This window comes from Ferdinandcohnia sp. QZ13 (assembly GCF_031324165.1).
Taxonomy (GTDB): Bacteria; Bacillota; Bacilli; order Bacillales; family Bacillaceae_L; genus Ferdinandcohnia.
In genome coordinates this window covers 1,136,201-1,151,318 of the sequence record NZ_JAVIVW010000015.1, presented here as the reverse complement: position 1 = coordinate 1,151,318, position 15,118 = coordinate 1,136,201, and the positions used below count along the sequence as shown (strand labels likewise).

Here is a 15,118-nt window from a genome sequence, read left to right as displayed (position 1 = left end):
TTTTTTATTCAATGTACTTCATCAGTTCTGAAAATATGTAACAATCAAAAACCACTATCGTACTATTTTTATTTTAAAAAGCGGAGTAAAGTCGGTAAACATATTTCCTATAACTTACAAATATATAAAGGGAATATGATTATTAAAGGTGAATAGAAAGATTATTGTTATATGTGGAAAGGATGATTTTTAAGGTGGAAGTTATTTCTGGGTTAGTAGGAATCCTCATCGCTCTCGCCATAATAAATGATTTTGTAGGAATTAGAAAAGAGGTAAAGAAATTTAATGATACAAATGAAAGGATTGTGGAGTTGTTAGAAGGGATAAAGAAGGGGGCTGAAGGAAAATGAATCAACATTTAAAACAACATTTACAGGAATTAGAGAAAATGCACATAAGCATTGAAGTTCGGAAAAGTCGTGTAGAGTTAGATAAATTACTAGCAGATGATTTTTTTGAGATTGGTAGTTCGGGATATATGCTTGATAAAAAAGAATGCCTTGAATCCGGAGTGGGATTAACGGAAATGTCCCTCCATAACTATGAAATTTTTCCGCTTGCATCAGACGTTGTGTTAACTACTTATTTCATTGTGGATAAGACGAGGAATAGAAATACCCTACGAAGCTCCATATGGAAACGTATAGATGGAAGCTGGCAACTGTATTTCCATCAAGGGACAATTACGCCATTGAAGTTGAATGAATTGCTCAAAGGGTAAGTTCAAAGATATAAGCTTATTCTGTGGTAGAGTTTTAATCTTCTTTCAAACCAAGCCGTCTTCGGAGGAGTAGATGCTGCTCTTGGGGTAGTATTTTATCGTCTTTCATAAAGGCTGTTTTTGTAAACTTTATTGTTATTGGATATGATTGTGCGAAGGGACATAGTAATTATTGGCCTTCTTGTGATTTCAGCGAGTGCCAGGAGCGGAAATCACTCTAGTTTTAAAAGCAACAATCTTTTAGAAATGAGCCTTCATAAAATAACACCCGATAAATACGATTTGCTAAGTGCAGGCATCTGTATCATTGGGGTGTCGGTCATGTTATTTTGCACCGCGGGAATAACGCAAGACGTTGACCACCTATGGAAGGATCAACGCCTTTTTTCTTTTGTTTTCCTTTTGCAATTTGTTCTTTTTCGAGAGAGTCTTAAAGAAAAATAGACCTGCGATAAGAGCCAGCAAATTTAATGAATCGCCAAGATTGATTGTGAAATTAATGTTGTTATTAACTCTTATATAATTCCTGTTGTCGGACTTCGCTTGTGCATCTATTTCATGGTTATCCAAAATAATCCCTCCAATTTTAAAGACTGGTTGTCCTAATTCATTATATGGTGGTGTAGGTTCCTATATGCACCAGTATAAGTAGGAGGGGAAGAGATATTTTTGTAGGAATTTAATCAGAATCATGTAAAATGAAATTATCTAAAGTATAGGAATCAGGCGGTTATTTATGGAAGTATTTATACTAAAAAAGCAGTTTAGAGGATATGAAAAAGGAACCCAATTTTACCTAATTGCAGAATCAGAGTTCATAGGGGTCAAGGAGTTTGTCATGAGAACGAAAGATTTAACAAAAAGTATTTCCCTTACTGAAAGCGAACTTCGTCAATATTTTTCGTTGATAAAAATTCCATAAGCTCATAAAAAAACAAGAACATATTGCGTTGAATATGTCCTTGTTTTTGTGTGGTGTTTTTTAGAAGAAGTACTTTTAATTAGCATCTAGGAAAGTAGCAAGAACCTATAATGATCAATAAAATAAACAACACAACCACTAATACAAAGGTATTGTGACAAGGTTGCGGACAAGCGTACCCATAACCATAACTAGGTTCAATGTATTCATAGGTTGGTGCCACATAAGTCGGCTGAGGTGCTACGTGAATTGGATGTGGTGCTGTGTAAACACTTTGTAACGCATTTACGTTAGAAATATTTAGATGATCCATCTTCATTCTCCTTTTCTTTATTGTGTAAATTCCCTACATTATACTCACCTAGTTTCAAATTGCCACGTTCAACTAAGAAAATGGGTAATTGTCCCGAAGCACTTGGGCACATATTGGAATGTTCTTTCCTAGAGAAAGGAAAGGTCAAAAATAATGTAATATTTTGGGATTGTGGTGTGTTAAAATTAAAATAAAGAAAAATCAGTTTTTTCACTAGTTTTAAAGTGCTGGTTAGTATGGGGGATTATATTGTGAAGGAAGATAAAAAGGTTTCATACATAAGCATGTTTTTGGGTGGAATGGGCACTATTTTAGTATTATTGGGAGCTATTAATCTTTTTGACAACAGTGGGGATCTATCATCGTTTTATCTGGTGTTTTTTGGTTTCCTATTCACCATTAATTACATCAATTATTTAGAATCAAAAGCAGGTGTAAGTAAAAAAGCAACGTGGAGTAGGGCGATCCTTTCTATATTGATTTTTTTAATCGTTTCATATTTCATGTACTTTTAATCTCAATATTATTGATTAATCAACTAAGAAAAATAATAGATAGGTATATAAAATCCACTGGATATTGACTCAACTTTATGTAGTCGAGGTGCTGTTATGAAAGTGTATTGGTTAACAGTGATATTTTTCTATTGTATTTGGATTTTAGTTTCACATCTATTTCCCGAACCAAGCTGGTGGTCCATTTATTCATCGGATCGCGCAACACATACTCCACTTATAGAGCAAACGTCAATCCTCAAAGTCACTCTTAGCATCTTAAGTTTTCTAGGATTAGCGCACCTACTACACGTAACATTCAAAAGTAAAGTGGGAGAACAGGATTATGATAAAGGTTAAAAAGAGATATATCCTTGGCGCGTTACTCATTCTTTTTCTAATACTTTCCTTAGTTAAAAACCCAACTCAACAGGACTATATTGATTATGCAAACTTTAGTGAAAAACAAGCAGAATCCTACAATGAAAATGTGGACTTTGAAATAGAACGAATCAATTTCTATTTGTTTTCAACTTATGCCCCAAAAGAGAAAACACTTGACCATTATGGCAATGTTCATTTGGGATTCATGGGACACTTTTTCCAAGTTTCTGAAGGACAATACGATTACCCGTGGTGGTTAGAGTTTTTTAATTAGGACTATGGGTAACAAATATGAATATACTTAACTTGGTAAAAGACAGAATAATTCGAAACTAAATATTAGTTTCGAACGTATTATTTAGAAAAGGTCATTTCAAGGGGGGACTGCTTTGGCAGATGCCGTTATGTTTTTTATTTTTATGATCCCTATATATGCAGTGCTGATTTGGACTTATTTTTATCCTGAGGAAAGTATGCTACTAGGGCAAAGATGGATGTACAAAGAAGAACCGGAATTTACAGATGATGCGATCCGTTATACGAAATTTGGGGCGGTATTTGGTATTTTCCTTTTAACTATGGTTTTTGCACTTTATACGATTGATCATTTCATGATTCGACTTTTCATCATTTTAGGATTCATTTCCTTTGTAATCATCGGTGGCTACAGACTACTACAAAAGTACGTAGATTCCTAGAAACTTAAATTGGAATTGAATGAAAAAACACTCATTTTTTGGAAGGGGTTTTTGTATAATGGATTTATGCACTACAGGGAATCTGCAGTGCTTCCTTTTTAGTTGAAAAGTGGAGGGGACATAGTAATGGAGAATGAGATTTTTGTGGATAAAGAAAAACAAGAAAAGCCGAAAGTGAAGATTGAGCGGAAAGAGGGAGAGCCGACTGCAGCGTTTAAAGGGGCTTCGTGGGGAGCGTTGTTGGTTGGTGTTTCCTCTTATCTCATCGGCTTGTTTAACGCAGCAATGGAACTAAATGAAAAAGGGTATTATTTTGCTATTTTAATCTTTGGTCTTTATTCAGCTGTTTCTTTACAAAAAGCAGTGAGGGATAAAGAAGAGGGAATTCCAGTTACAAGTATTTATTATGGGATTAGCTGGGTTGCCTTGATTGTGTCCATTTCATTGATGGCGATTGGTTTATACAATGCAGGAAGTATTGTTTTAAGTGAAAAAGGATTTTACGGAATGGCATTTGTTCTAAGTGTATTTGCAGCCATTACCGTTCAAAAGAACATTCGTGATACTCAAAAAGCTAGAGAAAGAGATTAAGAGAAAAAAGGGCCATCCAAGTCTAATGGATGGTCCTTTTACGATTTACGTTTCTTCTGTTTCCATAACAGGAACGGAATGGAACTTAATAAAACGATTAGAATAATGGATATCAATGTAAGAAACACGGTTTCCGTCATAAGGATATCGAGATAGTCTGCAATATCCATTTCTTTGGCATAGACCTGATAGGGGTTATCAACATTATAAACAATTGGCATTTTCTCCTGGTATTTGTTATACGTATGCCAAGTGACGCCCTTTACTATAAAAATACTGTCGTGATTTTCGGGTTTATACATCATAGAGATGTAATAATCGGTTCTGTTGTACGTTGATGTTCTTCGATCAAACCCATGTTCCATAATTAGAGCAGTTGTTTCAGCGTGATTTTTTCCGAAATATTTTTCATAGCCATTTTCAATCGCTGATTTTGTGTCAGACGAAAGAAAGAAAAGGAGTGTTCCAATCAAGACACCGAATATCAAAAATGAGATAACAAAACTTGCAATTTTATCTAGGTATAAACGTCTGGAAATGGCAGCGAACCATTTCCATATTATTTTAATTTTGAAAAGCCAATATAAAATATAGCTAATAGGATACAGACTAAAAACGGTTAACAAAATATAAAACCATTTAACTTCCTCTTTCAAAAGAGTTTCTGTGTAAAATTTTCCGTTTACTTTATAGCCGGGAATCGTATCTCCAGCGTTCACCTTTTCAAATAATTCCTGACTGATTATAACCATCGCATCATTATGTTTTGTAGGAATACTGCTTTCAGGCAACGTTCCAATTTGGACGGAAAACCTTGGTCCTACCAACAAATCGTTCACGACGAATTTGCGCCAAACCCTTTCCTCAACCTGATTATGCTCCGCTTTATAAAGAAAGACCTGATGCTCCTGAACGTTATCAAAAATCGTATAAATGATAAATAAAAATGCTGCAAAGGCAAATAACTTCGGCCAATTTAGTACAGTCATTGACAACTCCCTTAAATTTCCTTTTGTTACAAGTATATGAAACTATTTTACCGAATAAAAAGGGTCTAAAGTCATAGTTCTTTTTATCTGATTTGACAACAGATTGAAATGATATCATTGAGACTGGAAGTGTTGTGTTAGAATTGGTTCAAAATGGAATGAATAACGCAAATCATAGACTAATGACGAAAAAAAGAGAGTCCATTTGAATTCGAGGTGTGTGATGAGGAAAATATTAATCTTATTCTTGGTGATCGGATTATTAATATCATTCTTTGGGATTCTACCTTTTGTTTTTGATTATCCGTTTAGTGAAGATGCTAATTCTGGTCCAAGAAACTACTGGGAACTAATACTAATGATTTCCTATGAGGGAAAAGGAAAATATTTAGTTGTCGGGGTTTTGCTAGTTGTACTCACGATACCAGCTATTTTTAAACAGAAAGGGAAGGAGAGGTTCTCATGAGATGTGGAGCTAAATGCTTCCTTGTCAAAATAGAGGTAGGCGGGGAAACACAAGTTGTGTTAGTCAATGCAAGGACACCTGCGGAGGCTCGGAAAAACATCCGGAAAAAACATGGAACAGAAACTCAAATTCTAGCAGTAAAAGAAGAGAAAAAGAAATTGTAATAATACAGAAAAAGTTACCTGGAGGTAGATCATGGGGGAATTGATAGAAGGGTTCTTATTTTACATGGTAGTCTTAAGTCCAGCGGTCGTTGGAATACCTTTACAAATTAGGGCTACCAAAAAGAGTCAAAGATTAGATAAGTTTTTTGCAATCAATTGTATTTTGGCATCCGGAGTCCAGATTGTCGTCATTATAAGTTATGTGTATTATGTAGCTAACAAAGGCGGTCAGCAAGCTGAAGCGGTTGGGTGGCTATTAGTTGCTTATGTTCTGTTCTCAATTGTCATCATAGGTCTCAATACTTTAATGGTGCTTGTTACTCACTTTATAACAAAATGGATTCTGAAAAACAGAGCCAATAAGGTTACATAGAAGATGTAGTTTACATAAACCTAAAGTTCAGCATTATGGTAAAAACGCATAGGAATTGTTAAGAACAACGATACAAAAAAGGCATTGCATTTGCAATGCCTTTAACCTTGAAGCCTCCACATAAATAAGTTAACTCTTATTCGATTCATGTTTAATTTCTTCAATTCTCCACTTTTCAGTAGGATCATTTCTGCCCATAGCTTTTATTAATACGAACTCGTAATCACCAATATCATTAACGGTGTTATAGGTTAATAGGATCTTATCCTTTTCTGTTCTCACTTTTACAAGTTCAAGTACCGCATTTGGTATCCATTCGACCGACTTACTGTTAAATGCGAAATGACATGGGCAGGTGAGAGAACTGTCTTGAGCCATTAAACCAACACCAATTTTAAAAGCAATAAACTCACTCGCCTCCTCAAAGGTTTTAGCTTCCTTATAAGATTCAACTAATTTTATCGCTTCAAGAAAATCCTGATAATGAACAGGTGTTTTTAATGCTTCAACTGCCTCTTCTAGTTTGACAATTTCTTCTGTTAATTGTTTATTCCCTGTCTCTAAATCCTTTGATGACCTAGAAAGACTCTCCACTTCCTTTTCTAGGGTAACGATCTGTTCTACTAATTTTTCATTATTATCTTGTAGTTCATGATAATCATCTTTTATCTCTTGTTCTCTCATAACAGCTAGAATTGTAACAGCTATCAACAAAACAAAACCAGCTAATACAACATTTTTTTCTCTAAAATTTTTCAATCGAACCCCCCATTTCTTATCTATACTACTTATACGATTGGAAAACGATAAGGTGACAAGGGTTTTCAGATTAAGTTAGCGCGATGTGTCAAAAAACTAGATGTAATATATGGAAAAACATGCTAATTTAGAGAGAGATACTAGATGATCTTAATTTAAACAAAAAAAGGAGAGTCACTTACTTTGAGCCAATACAAAAGAGACCAATACCCTCTAAAAGGTAGAAAAGTACTAATTACTGGAGTTAGCCGCCGCCAGGGAATTGGATATGCGATTGCCCGTCAAGTGGCAGCATGGGGAGCATCTGTGATTATTCATCATTTTCAGCCGCACGATAAAGAACAATTTTGGGGAGCGGATGATTTAGCTGAAGTAATCAAAGGCATTAAAGCTGAACTAATAGAAGGTGCATTTCTTTATGATGTAAGCGGGGACTTTTTAAACCCTGAAGAACCACAAAGAGTGATGGATGAAATCAGGAAGGGTTGTGGTCATCTGGATGCACTTGTTTGTAACCATGCAATGAGTGGAAGTGATGGCGCACTTGGTGAACTAACAGTTGAAATGTTGGATAAACATTGGGCAGTTAATGCACGATCATCTATTTTACTGGCACAATCTTTTGCGAAACAACATGATCCTACATCAGGTAGAGGCAAAATCATTTTCATGAGCTCCGGTCAAAGATTAGGGCCAATGCAAGGTGAAATTGCCTATGTTGCATCTAAGGGAGCGCTCGCTGACCTTACGTTAACAATATCAGATCAATTGGCTGATCAAAACATAACCGTCAATACCGTGAACCCGGGACCAGTAGATACGGGGTATATGACCAAGGAACTGTGGGAAAGTTTGAAACCAATGTTTCCATTTGGACGAATGGGACAACCTGAAGATCCCGCACGACTTATTGCCTGGTTATTAACAGAAGAAGCGTCGTGGATTACTGGGCAAATCATTAATACAGAAGGTGGATTTGGACGTTGGCGCCCGCATTCTTAGGGTATTTGTCATGGAACCAAGGAGGGGGGCAACTTAAATGAGAAAACCTTTTATTTTTACCGGAGTCGCTCTCTTGCTCATATATGCAACCTTGTGGGTACTTTATTATTTTGATTTTATAAGTGCCTTTTGGTTAATTGGAGTCTTAGGAGTTGAACTTGTTTTACTTTTAATTTTGTTAATCATTTTTCGAAATAAGAAATCCGGCTTAATGATAATCCAAATAACAGCAGTCCTATTAATAGGTATTTTTGTTTTTGAATTGAAATTAGTATATTATGAATCTTTTTCCTATCGTGTTAGCTTGGTGGCTGATCCCATTGAAGCGGTTGAACATTCTGGTATTCACCTATTGGTTGTTAATACCTTTGATCTCGAATACCCAAAAGATGAGGAATACATCATTAAAGGATTTGAAAATGACAATCAAGAAGTCCTTAATTTATATAAGATTAATAATGAGAATCGCTATAAAAGTAAAAATGCCGAGCTTTTGAATTGGATAATCAATAAGGAAGAAGATTTTTCAATCATGAGGGAAAACGTACAAAGTTATCTCTCAGGGGATACTACAAGTATTGACGCGTTTCTAAAACGAGATGATATTTCGGGTGATAGTGTCGGATTAGGATTAGCGATATCCGCAAAAATTGCTGATGGAAAGTTAAAGAATAATAAAACAATTGGTATTACAGGCGCACTAGACGCATCAGGGAATGTATTGCCAATCGGAATGATCGAGGAAAAGATTAGGATTGCTGAGAAAAAGTCATACCCCTATATAATTGTTCCTGATGGGAATGCTAAAGAGGCCAGGGAGGTTAAACAAACAATGAACCTCAAAATCGAAATATTTGATGTTAACCATATTGACCAAGCCGTCTCACTCATAAAGAGGTTAAATACGGATAGGGAAAAACAGGAGAACTCTCTTTAGAGCACTTTGGATAAAAGTGTTTTAGGAATATTGTAATTAACTAGCGAATAAACGTTTATTACAAACCTTCTTAATCTAATTCAAGGTGTTGATCATTTGAAGAGGAATAAGAATATTCATGCAGCCATTTTATTGTTAATTTTGCTGATTTTAAAAACGTAAGTGGTTTAAGAAGTGTTAATCAAAGCAGGATTAACACTTCTTTTTGTTGAAAAATAATGATATGAAACAAATTTCCTTTTGGGTGGAATAGAGGTATTTATGGAATTCCTGTTTTGGCCATGTATGATTGGTTCCCTTATTTTTTCCATTTTAGCGATGCGGTTAAAAAAACCTATCTTGCTTGTAATATCTTCAGTACTTATAGTTCCCCTTTCATTATATCTAGCAGCCACACCACGGTTTGAAATCTGGGGGATCATTTTTCCCCTTTTTTATGTGGGAGCTGCAGTATCCCTTGCCAAAAGAATAAAATGGTTATCCATCTTGCTGATTGCACCAAATTTCATCTTAATTGGTTGGATCGGTTTTTCTGTAATGAATCAATAGTATGTAAGGAGAGTCATATTCATGGATATAAAATTAGTCTATTTACAAACAGATAAAATCAATGAAATGAAGAGGTTCTATGTGGACCGTTTTGGATTTCCTTTACTAAAAGAGGATACAAAAAGTTTTCGCATTGCTGTCGGTTCAAGTGAGTTAGAATTTACATCGGATAACGTCAAAGGAAATCCCTATTACCACTTTGCATTTAATATTCCTTCGAACCAATTTCATGAAGCGAAGTTATGGGTCAAAGAGAGAGTCGAATTAAATGTCGAGGATGGAGAGGATGAAGCCTATTTTTCCTTCTTTTCCGCACATGCTTTATATTTCTATGACCCTGCTGGGAATATTGTCGAGTTTATTTCAAGAAATACTTCCGAAGAGAGAACAAAGCCATTCTCTATAGAAAGTGTGTTAAATATTAGTGAAGTTGGTCTAACCGTAGATGATGCTGTAAGTGTTGGAAATAGGTTGAATGAGATCGGTATACATGAGCGAAACAACGAATCATTGAGTCAAAGATCGCTTAATTTCATGGGGGAGAAAACTAAGGGAGTATTCATTATCCTTAATCAGCCAGGGAGAAGATGGATTTTCTCTGATAAGAAATCAACTGTCTATCCTATTGAAATTCGCACAAATGACGATAGTAGAATTATGGTTAATTCCGATAATTTAGTAGAAATATATAAGGGTTGAGAAAAGATGAGTAAAAAAAGAAAGCTAATTTTTCGCTTTTCTATTGCTTTAAATCTTGTCCTACTTGCTGTTGTTGCATGGAATTATATGAAAATGAATTTTGTAATGGACCAGGTAGTTCTGACAGAGGTTCAAATTAACCTTGTAGAATTAGAAGGTTTAATCAAATATCAAATGGAAGACAATTGGTCTAACCCTAATGTAGTTACAGCTGAGTTAAGGGATATCTTGGATGGAATTTGGCTTGGCATAACAACAGGGGAACAATTGGGAACCATTTCAGATAGCGATAAGGTCATTCTGACCAAATTATATCACCGACTAAACCAATACCCTACAGATGAATTATATCGTCTCGCAACTGTTACCGAGATTGATCAAAAGAACTTTGAAGAACTGCGTGAAATCCTCCGAGATGCAGGATTTGGGCTAAATCTTCAGGTTGGCGCTGAGTTCGAATACTTTATCGAACAAGCGGAAAAACTGGAGAAAAACATTGAAGTACCTATAAATAACTAGGTATTAAGTAATTATGTAGGGAGGAGGATGGTTATGATTTATATAGCTCTTTTAAGAGGGATTAATGTTGGTGGAAAAAATAAAATAGACATGAAGTTGCTTACACAATCTTTTGAACAAGTCGGAATGAATAATGTGGTGACATACATCAATACAGGTAATATCATTTTTTCACACAAAGGCAAAACAAAAACTGAACTCTCACGTGTTTTAGAGGAAGCGATACATAAAGATTTTGGATTGCAAATTAAAGTAGTCGTTCGAAGTCTGGATGATGTCACAAGAATCATTAACGCTATACCTGACTCGTGGAAAAATGACAAAGATATGAAAAGTGATGTCATGTTTTTATGGGATGAAATTGATGATGAATCTGTACTAGAGAATTTGGTCATCAAGCCAACCATTGACACGGTGAAATATATCCCAGGTGCAATTTTATGGTCCGTTGATAAGAAAAATGTAATCAAAAGTGGAATGTCAAAGATCATTGGAACTAAGATATACAAACAAATTACGGTAAGAAATGTCAACACTGCTCGTAAGATATATGAGTTGATGCAGGCTAATAATTTGTAGTTATGGATACGAAATAGGATTATTGAATGACAAAGAAGCGTATTTTTTAGAAAATAAAGGGAAATTTAATAGTATCTTTAATTATTAGTTAAATTGAGGGATAAAATGAATTATATTTGGGAAGCTTTAGCAATCTTATTTACTGGTTTTTGCTTATTTCGGATTGCAGGTAAAAAAACTGTGGCTGAAATGACAGCATTGGAAACGATAACCATTTTGGCAATGGCCTCAACCATAGGTCACGCTATTTCGGAGAATGACTTAGTAAAAACAATATTTGCCTTATGTGCCCTTGTAACTCTTCTGATGTTTAGTCAGTTTTTAGCCATTAAATTTAATATTATTGAAAAGTTATTTATAGGGAAGCCTACCACGGTTATTCAGGATGGGATCATTATAACCAACAATCTTAAAAAGCTACGCATGACTAGTGAACAGCTGGAAGCAATGGTACGGCAAAAAGGAATCTCTTCGGTCACCGATATTAAAACTGCTTCGGTTGAGATTACTGGGCAACTTGGGTATGAGTTAATTAAAAGCGCTAAGCCAGTAACAATCGGAGAATTAGAACAAATGTTAAACCAACTGCAATCGAATATACTCCAACAGCTTACTGGTACTGACCAACCAAGCCAGAATGACAAAAAAATAAATGATTAGCGTTTTTTTTGTTATTTTCGTGACATCATATCCACTGAAATAGAGTTAACACTTTAAACGTAGTAAAAAAACTGTTGACTATATGAAAAATTTTTTGGTAAAGTTACAAACAGACCGGTTGGTATGGTGGGGGTGTGCTACGGGAATGGATACAAAAACGCGAATTATCGAGATAGCGACAAAGCTTTTCCAACAAAAAGGATATATAGGTGTAGGCTTAAGTGAAATATTAAAAGCATGCAATATTTCAAAAGGCTCTCTATATCATCACTTTCCAAATGGAAAAGAAGAATTACTTATTGCTTGTCTGCAGTCCTTGAATGAAATGATTACAAAGGATATTGAAAACATTTTTAATCAGTACCCGGACACAACCGAAGCCACAAAAGCTATGATCGATCAATTAATCGTTCATTTTGAAACGGAAGGAGAAATTGCTGGATATACATTTAGCAGCATCGTCAGTGAAATGGCTTCACTCAGCGAACCAGTCCGTCATGCTTGTTCTCTTTTATATGAAAAAATGCAGAGTATCTATACAAAGAAGTTGGTAGCGGATGGATTTTCGACAGAAATAGCTGAATCACTTGCTCTTACCATGGTAGCCACTGTCGAGGGTGGAATGATGCTTTGTTTAACACAAAAATCAAGTTCTCCACTCAAAACAATTTCCCAAGTACTACAAAATTTATTACAGGCGTTTCATAAGTGAATAATATGGTTTTTGAAAAAACGGCTAATTCCCATTTTTCATGAGCAAAGCTCAGAAGAAGTGGGGATTGGCCTTTATTATGGAAAAAAATAGACTTCATACGGTCAAACCGTAGAAAAAGGAGATTTTTATGAACACACAATTACAAGTCAAAAGTCCAAAAATAATGGCCTTTATTTTAATGTTTGGTACCTTTATAGGGTTATTTGGTGAAACAGCATTAAACATGGCATTAACAAATATTATGGGGGAATTTTCAGTTAAACCTGCTATTGCCCAATGGCTGACAACAGGATATTTATTAGTATTAGCGATATTAGTCCCAATTTCTGCCCTGTTGATGAAGTGGTTCACTACAAGACAACTCGTTATCGGGGGACTAGTAATTTCATTATTAGGCGCAGTATTAGCTGCTCTCTCTCCGAATTTTGCAATACTATTAGCAGGTCGTATTGTGCAGGCAATCGGAACGGGTGTTTTAATACCAGTTATGACGAGTGTTCTTTTAATTATTTTCCCTGTTCATAAACGTGGAGTTGTAATGGGGATCATGGGTCTTGTTATTACATTAGGACCTGCCTTAGGTCCAACACTTTCAGGGGTCATTATTAGTACGTTAGGTTGGCCATATATTTTCTGGATTAGCTGTATTTTATATGGATTATTAACGCTGATTGCCGTAGTTAAAATTGAAAATGTTTCAGAAATTACGAAACCAAAAATCGATTATTCATCAGTTGTTTTATCAACATTCGGTTTTGGAGGATTGATATACGCATTAGCAACGATGGCTGAAGCTGCTGTCTCATCTCCAAAAGTTTGGGCACCTTTACTAGTTGGAATAATCGCACTTGTAGTATTTGGGGTTCGCCAAATGAAAATGGCTCAGCCGATGGTTAACTTACGCGTATTTAAGTACCCTATGTTTACGTTAGGAACAGCGACGATGTTCCTTGGTATTCTCATGATTTTATCAGCTGGTATTCTTTTGCCCATGTATCTAAAGGATGCTTTATTATATAGTGCAGCGGTGGCTGGTTTATTATTACTTCCTGGTAATGCAGTCAATGTGGTTATGTCACCCATTGTTGGTACTTTATTTGACAAATTCGGGCCACGTATTTTCGTCATTATTGGTTCTATTGTTATTCTGATTGCAAATTTCATGTTTGCATCCGTCATAACGGCAACAACACCTGGTTGACAGATCATTGTAGCATTTATGTTGTTCTTCTTTGGAATAACGATGGTCATGATGCCATCACAAACAAATGCCCTAAATCAGTTGCCACGTGAATTTTATGCTGATGGATCAGCTGCAATGAATACGTTGAATCAAGTAGCTGGAGCAGCGGGTACTGCGATTGCCATTACGTTATTTACAGCTGGTCAAAACAGTTATATGGCTGATTTTTCAAGCGCAACAGAGCCAGAAACCTTAGCAGCTGGTGTAAAATATGCATTTTATTTTGTTACTGGAATTTCAGTTGTGACATTCATTTTATCTTTATTTGTAAAAAAAGGATCCAGTGTAAAGGAAAAATCAGCTTCAACTGTAAAAGCAACAGAACCTTTACAAAACTAGTTGTATTTCCACTCAAACTACCACTTAGAATACAGGAAAGCATTTAAGTTCAGAAGGAGATAATGGCAAATGGGAAATCAGTATAAAAATATTCTAGTAGTCATTTAGGAATTTGAAAATTTGTAAAAGGTTTTATCTATTTTCTTACCAAGTCTCTCGTGTTCACTTCAAACTCCGCATGGTCTCCAAGCGCATGTGGGAGTTGAATGCTTATGACGACTGTATGATTAAGAAAGTAAGAATAGATTCCATATGGATTTTCGTTTGGCTCTGGGTGATCTGCCTTAGTAAATGCCTCAATGAAATCTTGATTATTAAACGTGTTCAAATATTCAATGATGGCATCTTGTTTTTCCTTATTTGGATCAGGTGGATTCTCCCAATCGATATATTTTGCCTTTTTTAATGTTTCAATAAACGGTTCATCAATTACAAATAGATCGGGCAATCTAATTTTCTCTCCTTTTTTGAAATCAATATTGGTGGTGAAAAGAAGATGGGTCGGATACATACCACCGTTATAATTACCAGTATATTGAACACTGAAAGTATCCGATTCTGGAAGTATGACCTCGTAATCCATTTGGAGTGGAGCATCCCCATCCTGATATGGGTTCAGAAAAAGAATGGCATCCTCTTTAATAAGGTTATTGATGCGTTGTTCCAATTCTTCATTTAGCATGTTTACAAACTGTGGATAGTGAATCGTTAACTTCCCGTTCTCAAATGTTGTTGTATCAAATTCAAAAGGCCCTGCCTTTTCTTCATCTACCGCTTGTTGTGGTGGTTTATTGTCAACGTCATCTGTATGCTGAGCTGGGGGAGTTTGTTGGCTTTGACAACCTGCTAAGATAATGGCTAAAGCCAAAGCAACGGGAATTTGCTTCATTTAACTCACTCCTTTTAAAAAATTCATAATTACTTCTATTTTATTTCAGCCAAGAATGGAAATGAAAATTAGTTGACCTATTAATACGTGGTTGATATCATTTAATTATTGTT

22 protein-coding genes and 1 pseudogene are annotated in these 15,118 nt (G+C 35.5%); 18 read left to right on the top strand and 5 right to left on the bottom strand.

Going from position 1 to position 15,118, the window contains the following annotated elements:
• Window positions 1-194 precede the first annotated feature (194 nt).
• Together RGU12_RS19495 and RGU12_RS19490 are read left to right on the top strand one after the other, a co-directional pair.
• A complete protein-coding gene (locus RGU12_RS19495) occupies window positions 195-350 on the top strand; it encodes a hypothetical protein (protein ID WP_309537511.1) in 156 nt (51 codons plus the stop codon).
• Window positions 347-721 (top strand): nuclear transport factor 2 family protein, encoded by a 375-nt coding sequence (locus tag RGU12_RS19490; RefSeq protein WP_309537510.1) that lies wholly within the window; start codon window positions 347-349, stop codon window positions 719-721. The genes RGU12_RS19495 and RGU12_RS19490 overlap by 4 nt, the downstream gene beginning before the upstream one ends.
• A 363-nt stretch (window positions 722-1,084) precedes the next feature.
• On the opposite strand, the gene RGU12_RS19485 is transcribed toward RGU12_RS19490, so the two are convergent.
• Window positions 1,085-1,291: a hypothetical protein gene (locus tag RGU12_RS19485; protein ID WP_309537509.1), complete on the bottom strand. Its 207-nt coding sequence runs from the start codon at window positions 1,289-1,291 to the stop codon at window positions 1,085-1,087.
• Window positions 1,292-1,457: 166 nt separating this feature from the next.
• Between RGU12_RS19485 and RGU12_RS19480 the strand changes: the two genes are divergently transcribed.
• Entirely contained in the window at window positions 1,458-1,643 is a 186-nt protein-coding gene (locus RGU12_RS19480; RefSeq protein ID WP_309537508.1) for a hypothetical protein, read from the top strand.
• Window positions 1,644-1,722: 79 nt separating this feature from the next.
• Here RGU12_RS19480 and RGU12_RS19475 read toward each other — a convergent pair whose 3' ends face one another.
• Window positions 1,723-1,956 (bottom strand): YjcZ family sporulation protein, encoded by a 234-nt coding sequence (locus RGU12_RS19475; RefSeq protein WP_309537507.1) that lies wholly within the window; start codon window positions 1,954-1,956, stop codon window positions 1,723-1,725.
• 251 nt (window positions 1,957-2,207) lie between these two features.
• On the opposite strand from RGU12_RS19475, the gene RGU12_RS19470 reads away from it, so the two are divergent.
• The 4 genes from RGU12_RS19470 (at window position 2,208) to yiaA (ending at window position 4,123) form a co-directional block, all read left to right on the top strand.
• Complete coding sequence (locus RGU12_RS19470; RefSeq protein ID WP_309537506.1) at window positions 2,208-2,471, top strand: hypothetical protein; 264 nt, start codon at window positions 2,208-2,210, stop codon at window positions 2,469-2,471.
• A gap of 325 nt (window positions 2,472-2,796) precedes the next feature.
• Window positions 2,797-3,108, top strand: coding sequence for a hypothetical protein (locus tag RGU12_RS19465; protein WP_309537505.1), 312 nt, complete (start codon window positions 2,797-2,799; stop codon window positions 3,106-3,108).
• Between the two features lie 115 nt (window positions 3,109-3,223).
• On the top strand, window positions 3,224-3,532 hold the full coding sequence (locus tag RGU12_RS19460) for a DUF6199 family natural product biosynthesis protein (protein WP_309537504.1): 309 nt from the start codon (window positions 3,224-3,226) through the stop codon (window positions 3,530-3,532).
• Between the two features lie 126 nt (window positions 3,533-3,658).
• On the top strand, window positions 3,659-4,123 hold the full coding sequence (gene yiaA / locus RGU12_RS19455; RefSeq protein WP_396232394.1) for an inner membrane protein YiaA: 465 nt from the start codon (window positions 3,659-3,661) through the stop codon (window positions 4,121-4,123).
• Between the two features lie 38 nt (window positions 4,124-4,161).
• Here the strand turns inward: yiaA and RGU12_RS19450 are convergent, their stop codons facing one another.
• Window positions 4,162-5,112: a hypothetical protein gene (locus RGU12_RS19450; protein ID WP_309537503.1), complete on the bottom strand. Its 951-nt coding sequence runs from the start codon at window positions 5,110-5,112 to the stop codon at window positions 4,162-4,164.
• A gap of 223 nt (window positions 5,113-5,335) precedes the next feature.
• Between RGU12_RS19450 and RGU12_RS19445 the strand changes: the two genes are divergently transcribed.
• From RGU12_RS19445 to RGU12_RS19435, 3 genes are read left to right on the top strand one after another with little or no spacing between them, the layout of a single operon-like run.
• Complete coding sequence (locus RGU12_RS19445) at window positions 5,336-5,578, top strand: hypothetical protein (protein WP_309537502.1); 243 nt, start codon at window positions 5,336-5,338, stop codon at window positions 5,576-5,578.
• A complete protein-coding gene (locus RGU12_RS19440) occupies window positions 5,575-5,742 on the top strand; it encodes a hypothetical protein (RefSeq protein ID WP_309537501.1) in 168 nt (55 codons plus the stop codon). The genes RGU12_RS19445 and RGU12_RS19440 overlap by 4 nt, the downstream gene beginning before the upstream one ends.
• Before the next feature lie 31 nt (window positions 5,743-5,773).
• Entirely contained in the window at window positions 5,774-6,115 is a 342-nt protein-coding gene (locus RGU12_RS19435) for a hypothetical protein (RefSeq protein WP_309537500.1), read from the top strand.
• A gap of 129 nt (window positions 6,116-6,244) precedes the next feature.
• Here the strand turns inward: RGU12_RS19435 and RGU12_RS19430 are convergent, their stop codons facing one another.
• Window positions 6,245-6,874, bottom strand: a complete 630-nt coding sequence (locus tag RGU12_RS19430) for a coiled-coil domain-containing protein (RefSeq protein ID WP_309537499.1) — start codon at window positions 6,872-6,874, stop codon at window positions 6,245-6,247.
• 183 nt (window positions 6,875-7,057) lie between these two features.
• On the opposite strand from RGU12_RS19430, the gene RGU12_RS19425 reads away from it, so the two are divergent.
• The 8 genes and pseudogenes from RGU12_RS19425 (at window position 7,058) to RGU12_RS19390 (ending at window position 14,116) form a co-directional block, all read left to right on the top strand.
• Window positions 7,058-7,876, top strand: a complete 819-nt coding sequence (locus RGU12_RS19425; RefSeq protein ID WP_309537498.1) for an SDR family oxidoreductase — start codon at window positions 7,058-7,060, stop codon at window positions 7,874-7,876.
• Window positions 7,877-7,913: 37 nt separating this feature from the next.
• Window positions 7,914-8,813, top strand: a complete 900-nt coding sequence (locus RGU12_RS19420; RefSeq protein ID WP_309537497.1) for a S16 family serine protease — start codon at window positions 7,914-7,916, stop codon at window positions 8,811-8,813.
• A gap of 570 nt (window positions 8,814-9,383) precedes the next feature.
• Window positions 9,384-10,061: a toxoflavin lyase-like VOC family protein gene (locus tag RGU12_RS19415; protein WP_309537496.1), complete on the top strand. Its 678-nt coding sequence runs from the start codon at window positions 9,384-9,386 to the stop codon at window positions 10,059-10,061.
• A 6-nt stretch (window positions 10,062-10,067) separates the two neighbouring features.
• Complete coding sequence (locus RGU12_RS19410) at window positions 10,068-10,580, top strand: hypothetical protein (RefSeq protein ID WP_309537495.1); 513 nt, start codon at window positions 10,068-10,070, stop codon at window positions 10,578-10,580.
• A gap of 33 nt (window positions 10,581-10,613) precedes the next feature.
• The gene (locus tag RGU12_RS19405) at window positions 10,614-11,159 is read left to right on the top strand and encodes a DUF1697 domain-containing protein (protein ID WP_309537494.1); all 546 of its coding nucleotides are present in this window, start codon (window positions 10,614-10,616) and stop codon (window positions 11,157-11,159) included.
• A gap of 105 nt (window positions 11,160-11,264) precedes the next feature.
• On the top strand, window positions 11,265-11,819 hold the full coding sequence (locus RGU12_RS19400; RefSeq protein WP_309537493.1) for a DUF421 domain-containing protein: 555 nt from the start codon (window positions 11,265-11,267) through the stop codon (window positions 11,817-11,819).
• A 145-nt stretch (window positions 11,820-11,964) separates the two neighbouring features.
• Entirely contained in the window at window positions 11,965-12,531 is a 567-nt protein-coding gene (locus tag RGU12_RS19395; protein WP_309537492.1) for a TetR/AcrR family transcriptional regulator, read from the top strand.
• Between the two features lie 130 nt (window positions 12,532-12,661).
• Window positions 12,662-14,116, top strand: a pseudogene (locus tag RGU12_RS19390) (DHA2 family efflux MFS transporter permease subunit).
• Window positions 14,117-14,252: 136 nt separating this feature from the next.
• Here RGU12_RS19390 and RGU12_RS19385 read toward each other — a convergent pair.
• The gene (locus RGU12_RS19385; RefSeq protein WP_309537491.1) at window positions 14,253-15,005 is read right to left on the bottom strand and encodes a hypothetical protein; all 753 of its coding nucleotides are present in this window, start codon (window positions 15,003-15,005) and stop codon (window positions 14,253-14,255) included.
• Window positions 15,006-15,118: the final 113 nt, after the last annotated feature.

What these genes read in the sequence shown, in the direction of transcription:
- RGU12_RS19440 (WP_309537501.1), top strand. Translation starts at nt 5,575, where the DNA reads ATGAGATGTGGAGCTAAATGCTTCCTTGTCAAAATAGAGGTAGGCGGG.
- RGU12_RS19475 (WP_309537507.1), bottom strand. Translation starts at nt 1,956, where the DNA reads ATGGATCATCTAAATATTTCTAACGTAAATGCGTTACAAAGTGTTTAC.
- RGU12_RS19420 (WP_309537497.1), top strand. Translation starts at nt 7,914, where the DNA reads ATGAGAAAACCTTTTATTTTTACCGGAGTCGCTCTCTTGCTCATATAT.
- yiaA (WP_396232394.1), top strand. Translation starts at nt 3,659, where the DNA reads ATGGAGAATGAGATTTTTGTGGATAAAGAAAAACAAGAAAAGCCGAAA.
- RGU12_RS19445 (WP_309537502.1), top strand. Translation starts at nt 5,336, where the DNA reads ATGAGGAAAATATTAATCTTATTCTTGGTGATCGGATTATTAATATCA.
- RGU12_RS19450 (WP_309537503.1), bottom strand. Translation starts at nt 5,112, where the DNA reads ATGACTGTACTAAATTGGCCGAAGTTATTTGCCTTTGCAGCATTTTTA.
- RGU12_RS19490 (WP_309537510.1), top strand. Translation starts at nt 347, where the DNA reads ATGAATCAACATTTAAAACAACATTTACAGGAATTAGAGAAAATGCAC.
- RGU12_RS19415 (WP_309537496.1), top strand. Translation starts at nt 9,384, where the DNA reads ATGGATATAAAATTAGTCTATTTACAAACAGATAAAATCAATGAAATG.
- RGU12_RS19395 (WP_309537492.1), top strand. Translation starts at nt 11,965, where the DNA reads ATGGATACAAAAACGCGAATTATCGAGATAGCGACAAAGCTTTTCCAA.
- RGU12_RS19400 (WP_309537493.1), top strand. Translation starts at nt 11,265, where the DNA reads ATGAATTATATTTGGGAAGCTTTAGCAATCTTATTTACTGGTTTTTGC.
- RGU12_RS19410 (WP_309537495.1), top strand. Translation starts at nt 10,068, where the DNA reads ATGAGTAAAAAAAGAAAGCTAATTTTTCGCTTTTCTATTGCTTTAAAT.
- RGU12_RS19435 (WP_309537500.1), top strand. Translation starts at nt 5,774, where the DNA reads ATGGGGGAATTGATAGAAGGGTTCTTATTTTACATGGTAGTCTTAAGT.
- RGU12_RS19405 (WP_309537494.1), top strand. Translation starts at nt 10,614, where the DNA reads ATGATTTATATAGCTCTTTTAAGAGGGATTAATGTTGGTGGAAAAAAT.
- RGU12_RS19465 (WP_309537505.1), top strand. Translation starts at nt 2,797, where the DNA reads ATGATAAAGGTTAAAAAGAGATATATCCTTGGCGCGTTACTCATTCTT.
- RGU12_RS19480 (WP_309537508.1), top strand. Translation starts at nt 1,458, where the DNA reads ATGGAAGTATTTATACTAAAAAAGCAGTTTAGAGGATATGAAAAAGGA.
- RGU12_RS19385 (WP_309537491.1), bottom strand. Translation starts at nt 15,005, where the DNA reads ATGAAGCAAATTCCCGTTGCTTTGGCTTTAGCCATTATCTTAGCAGGT.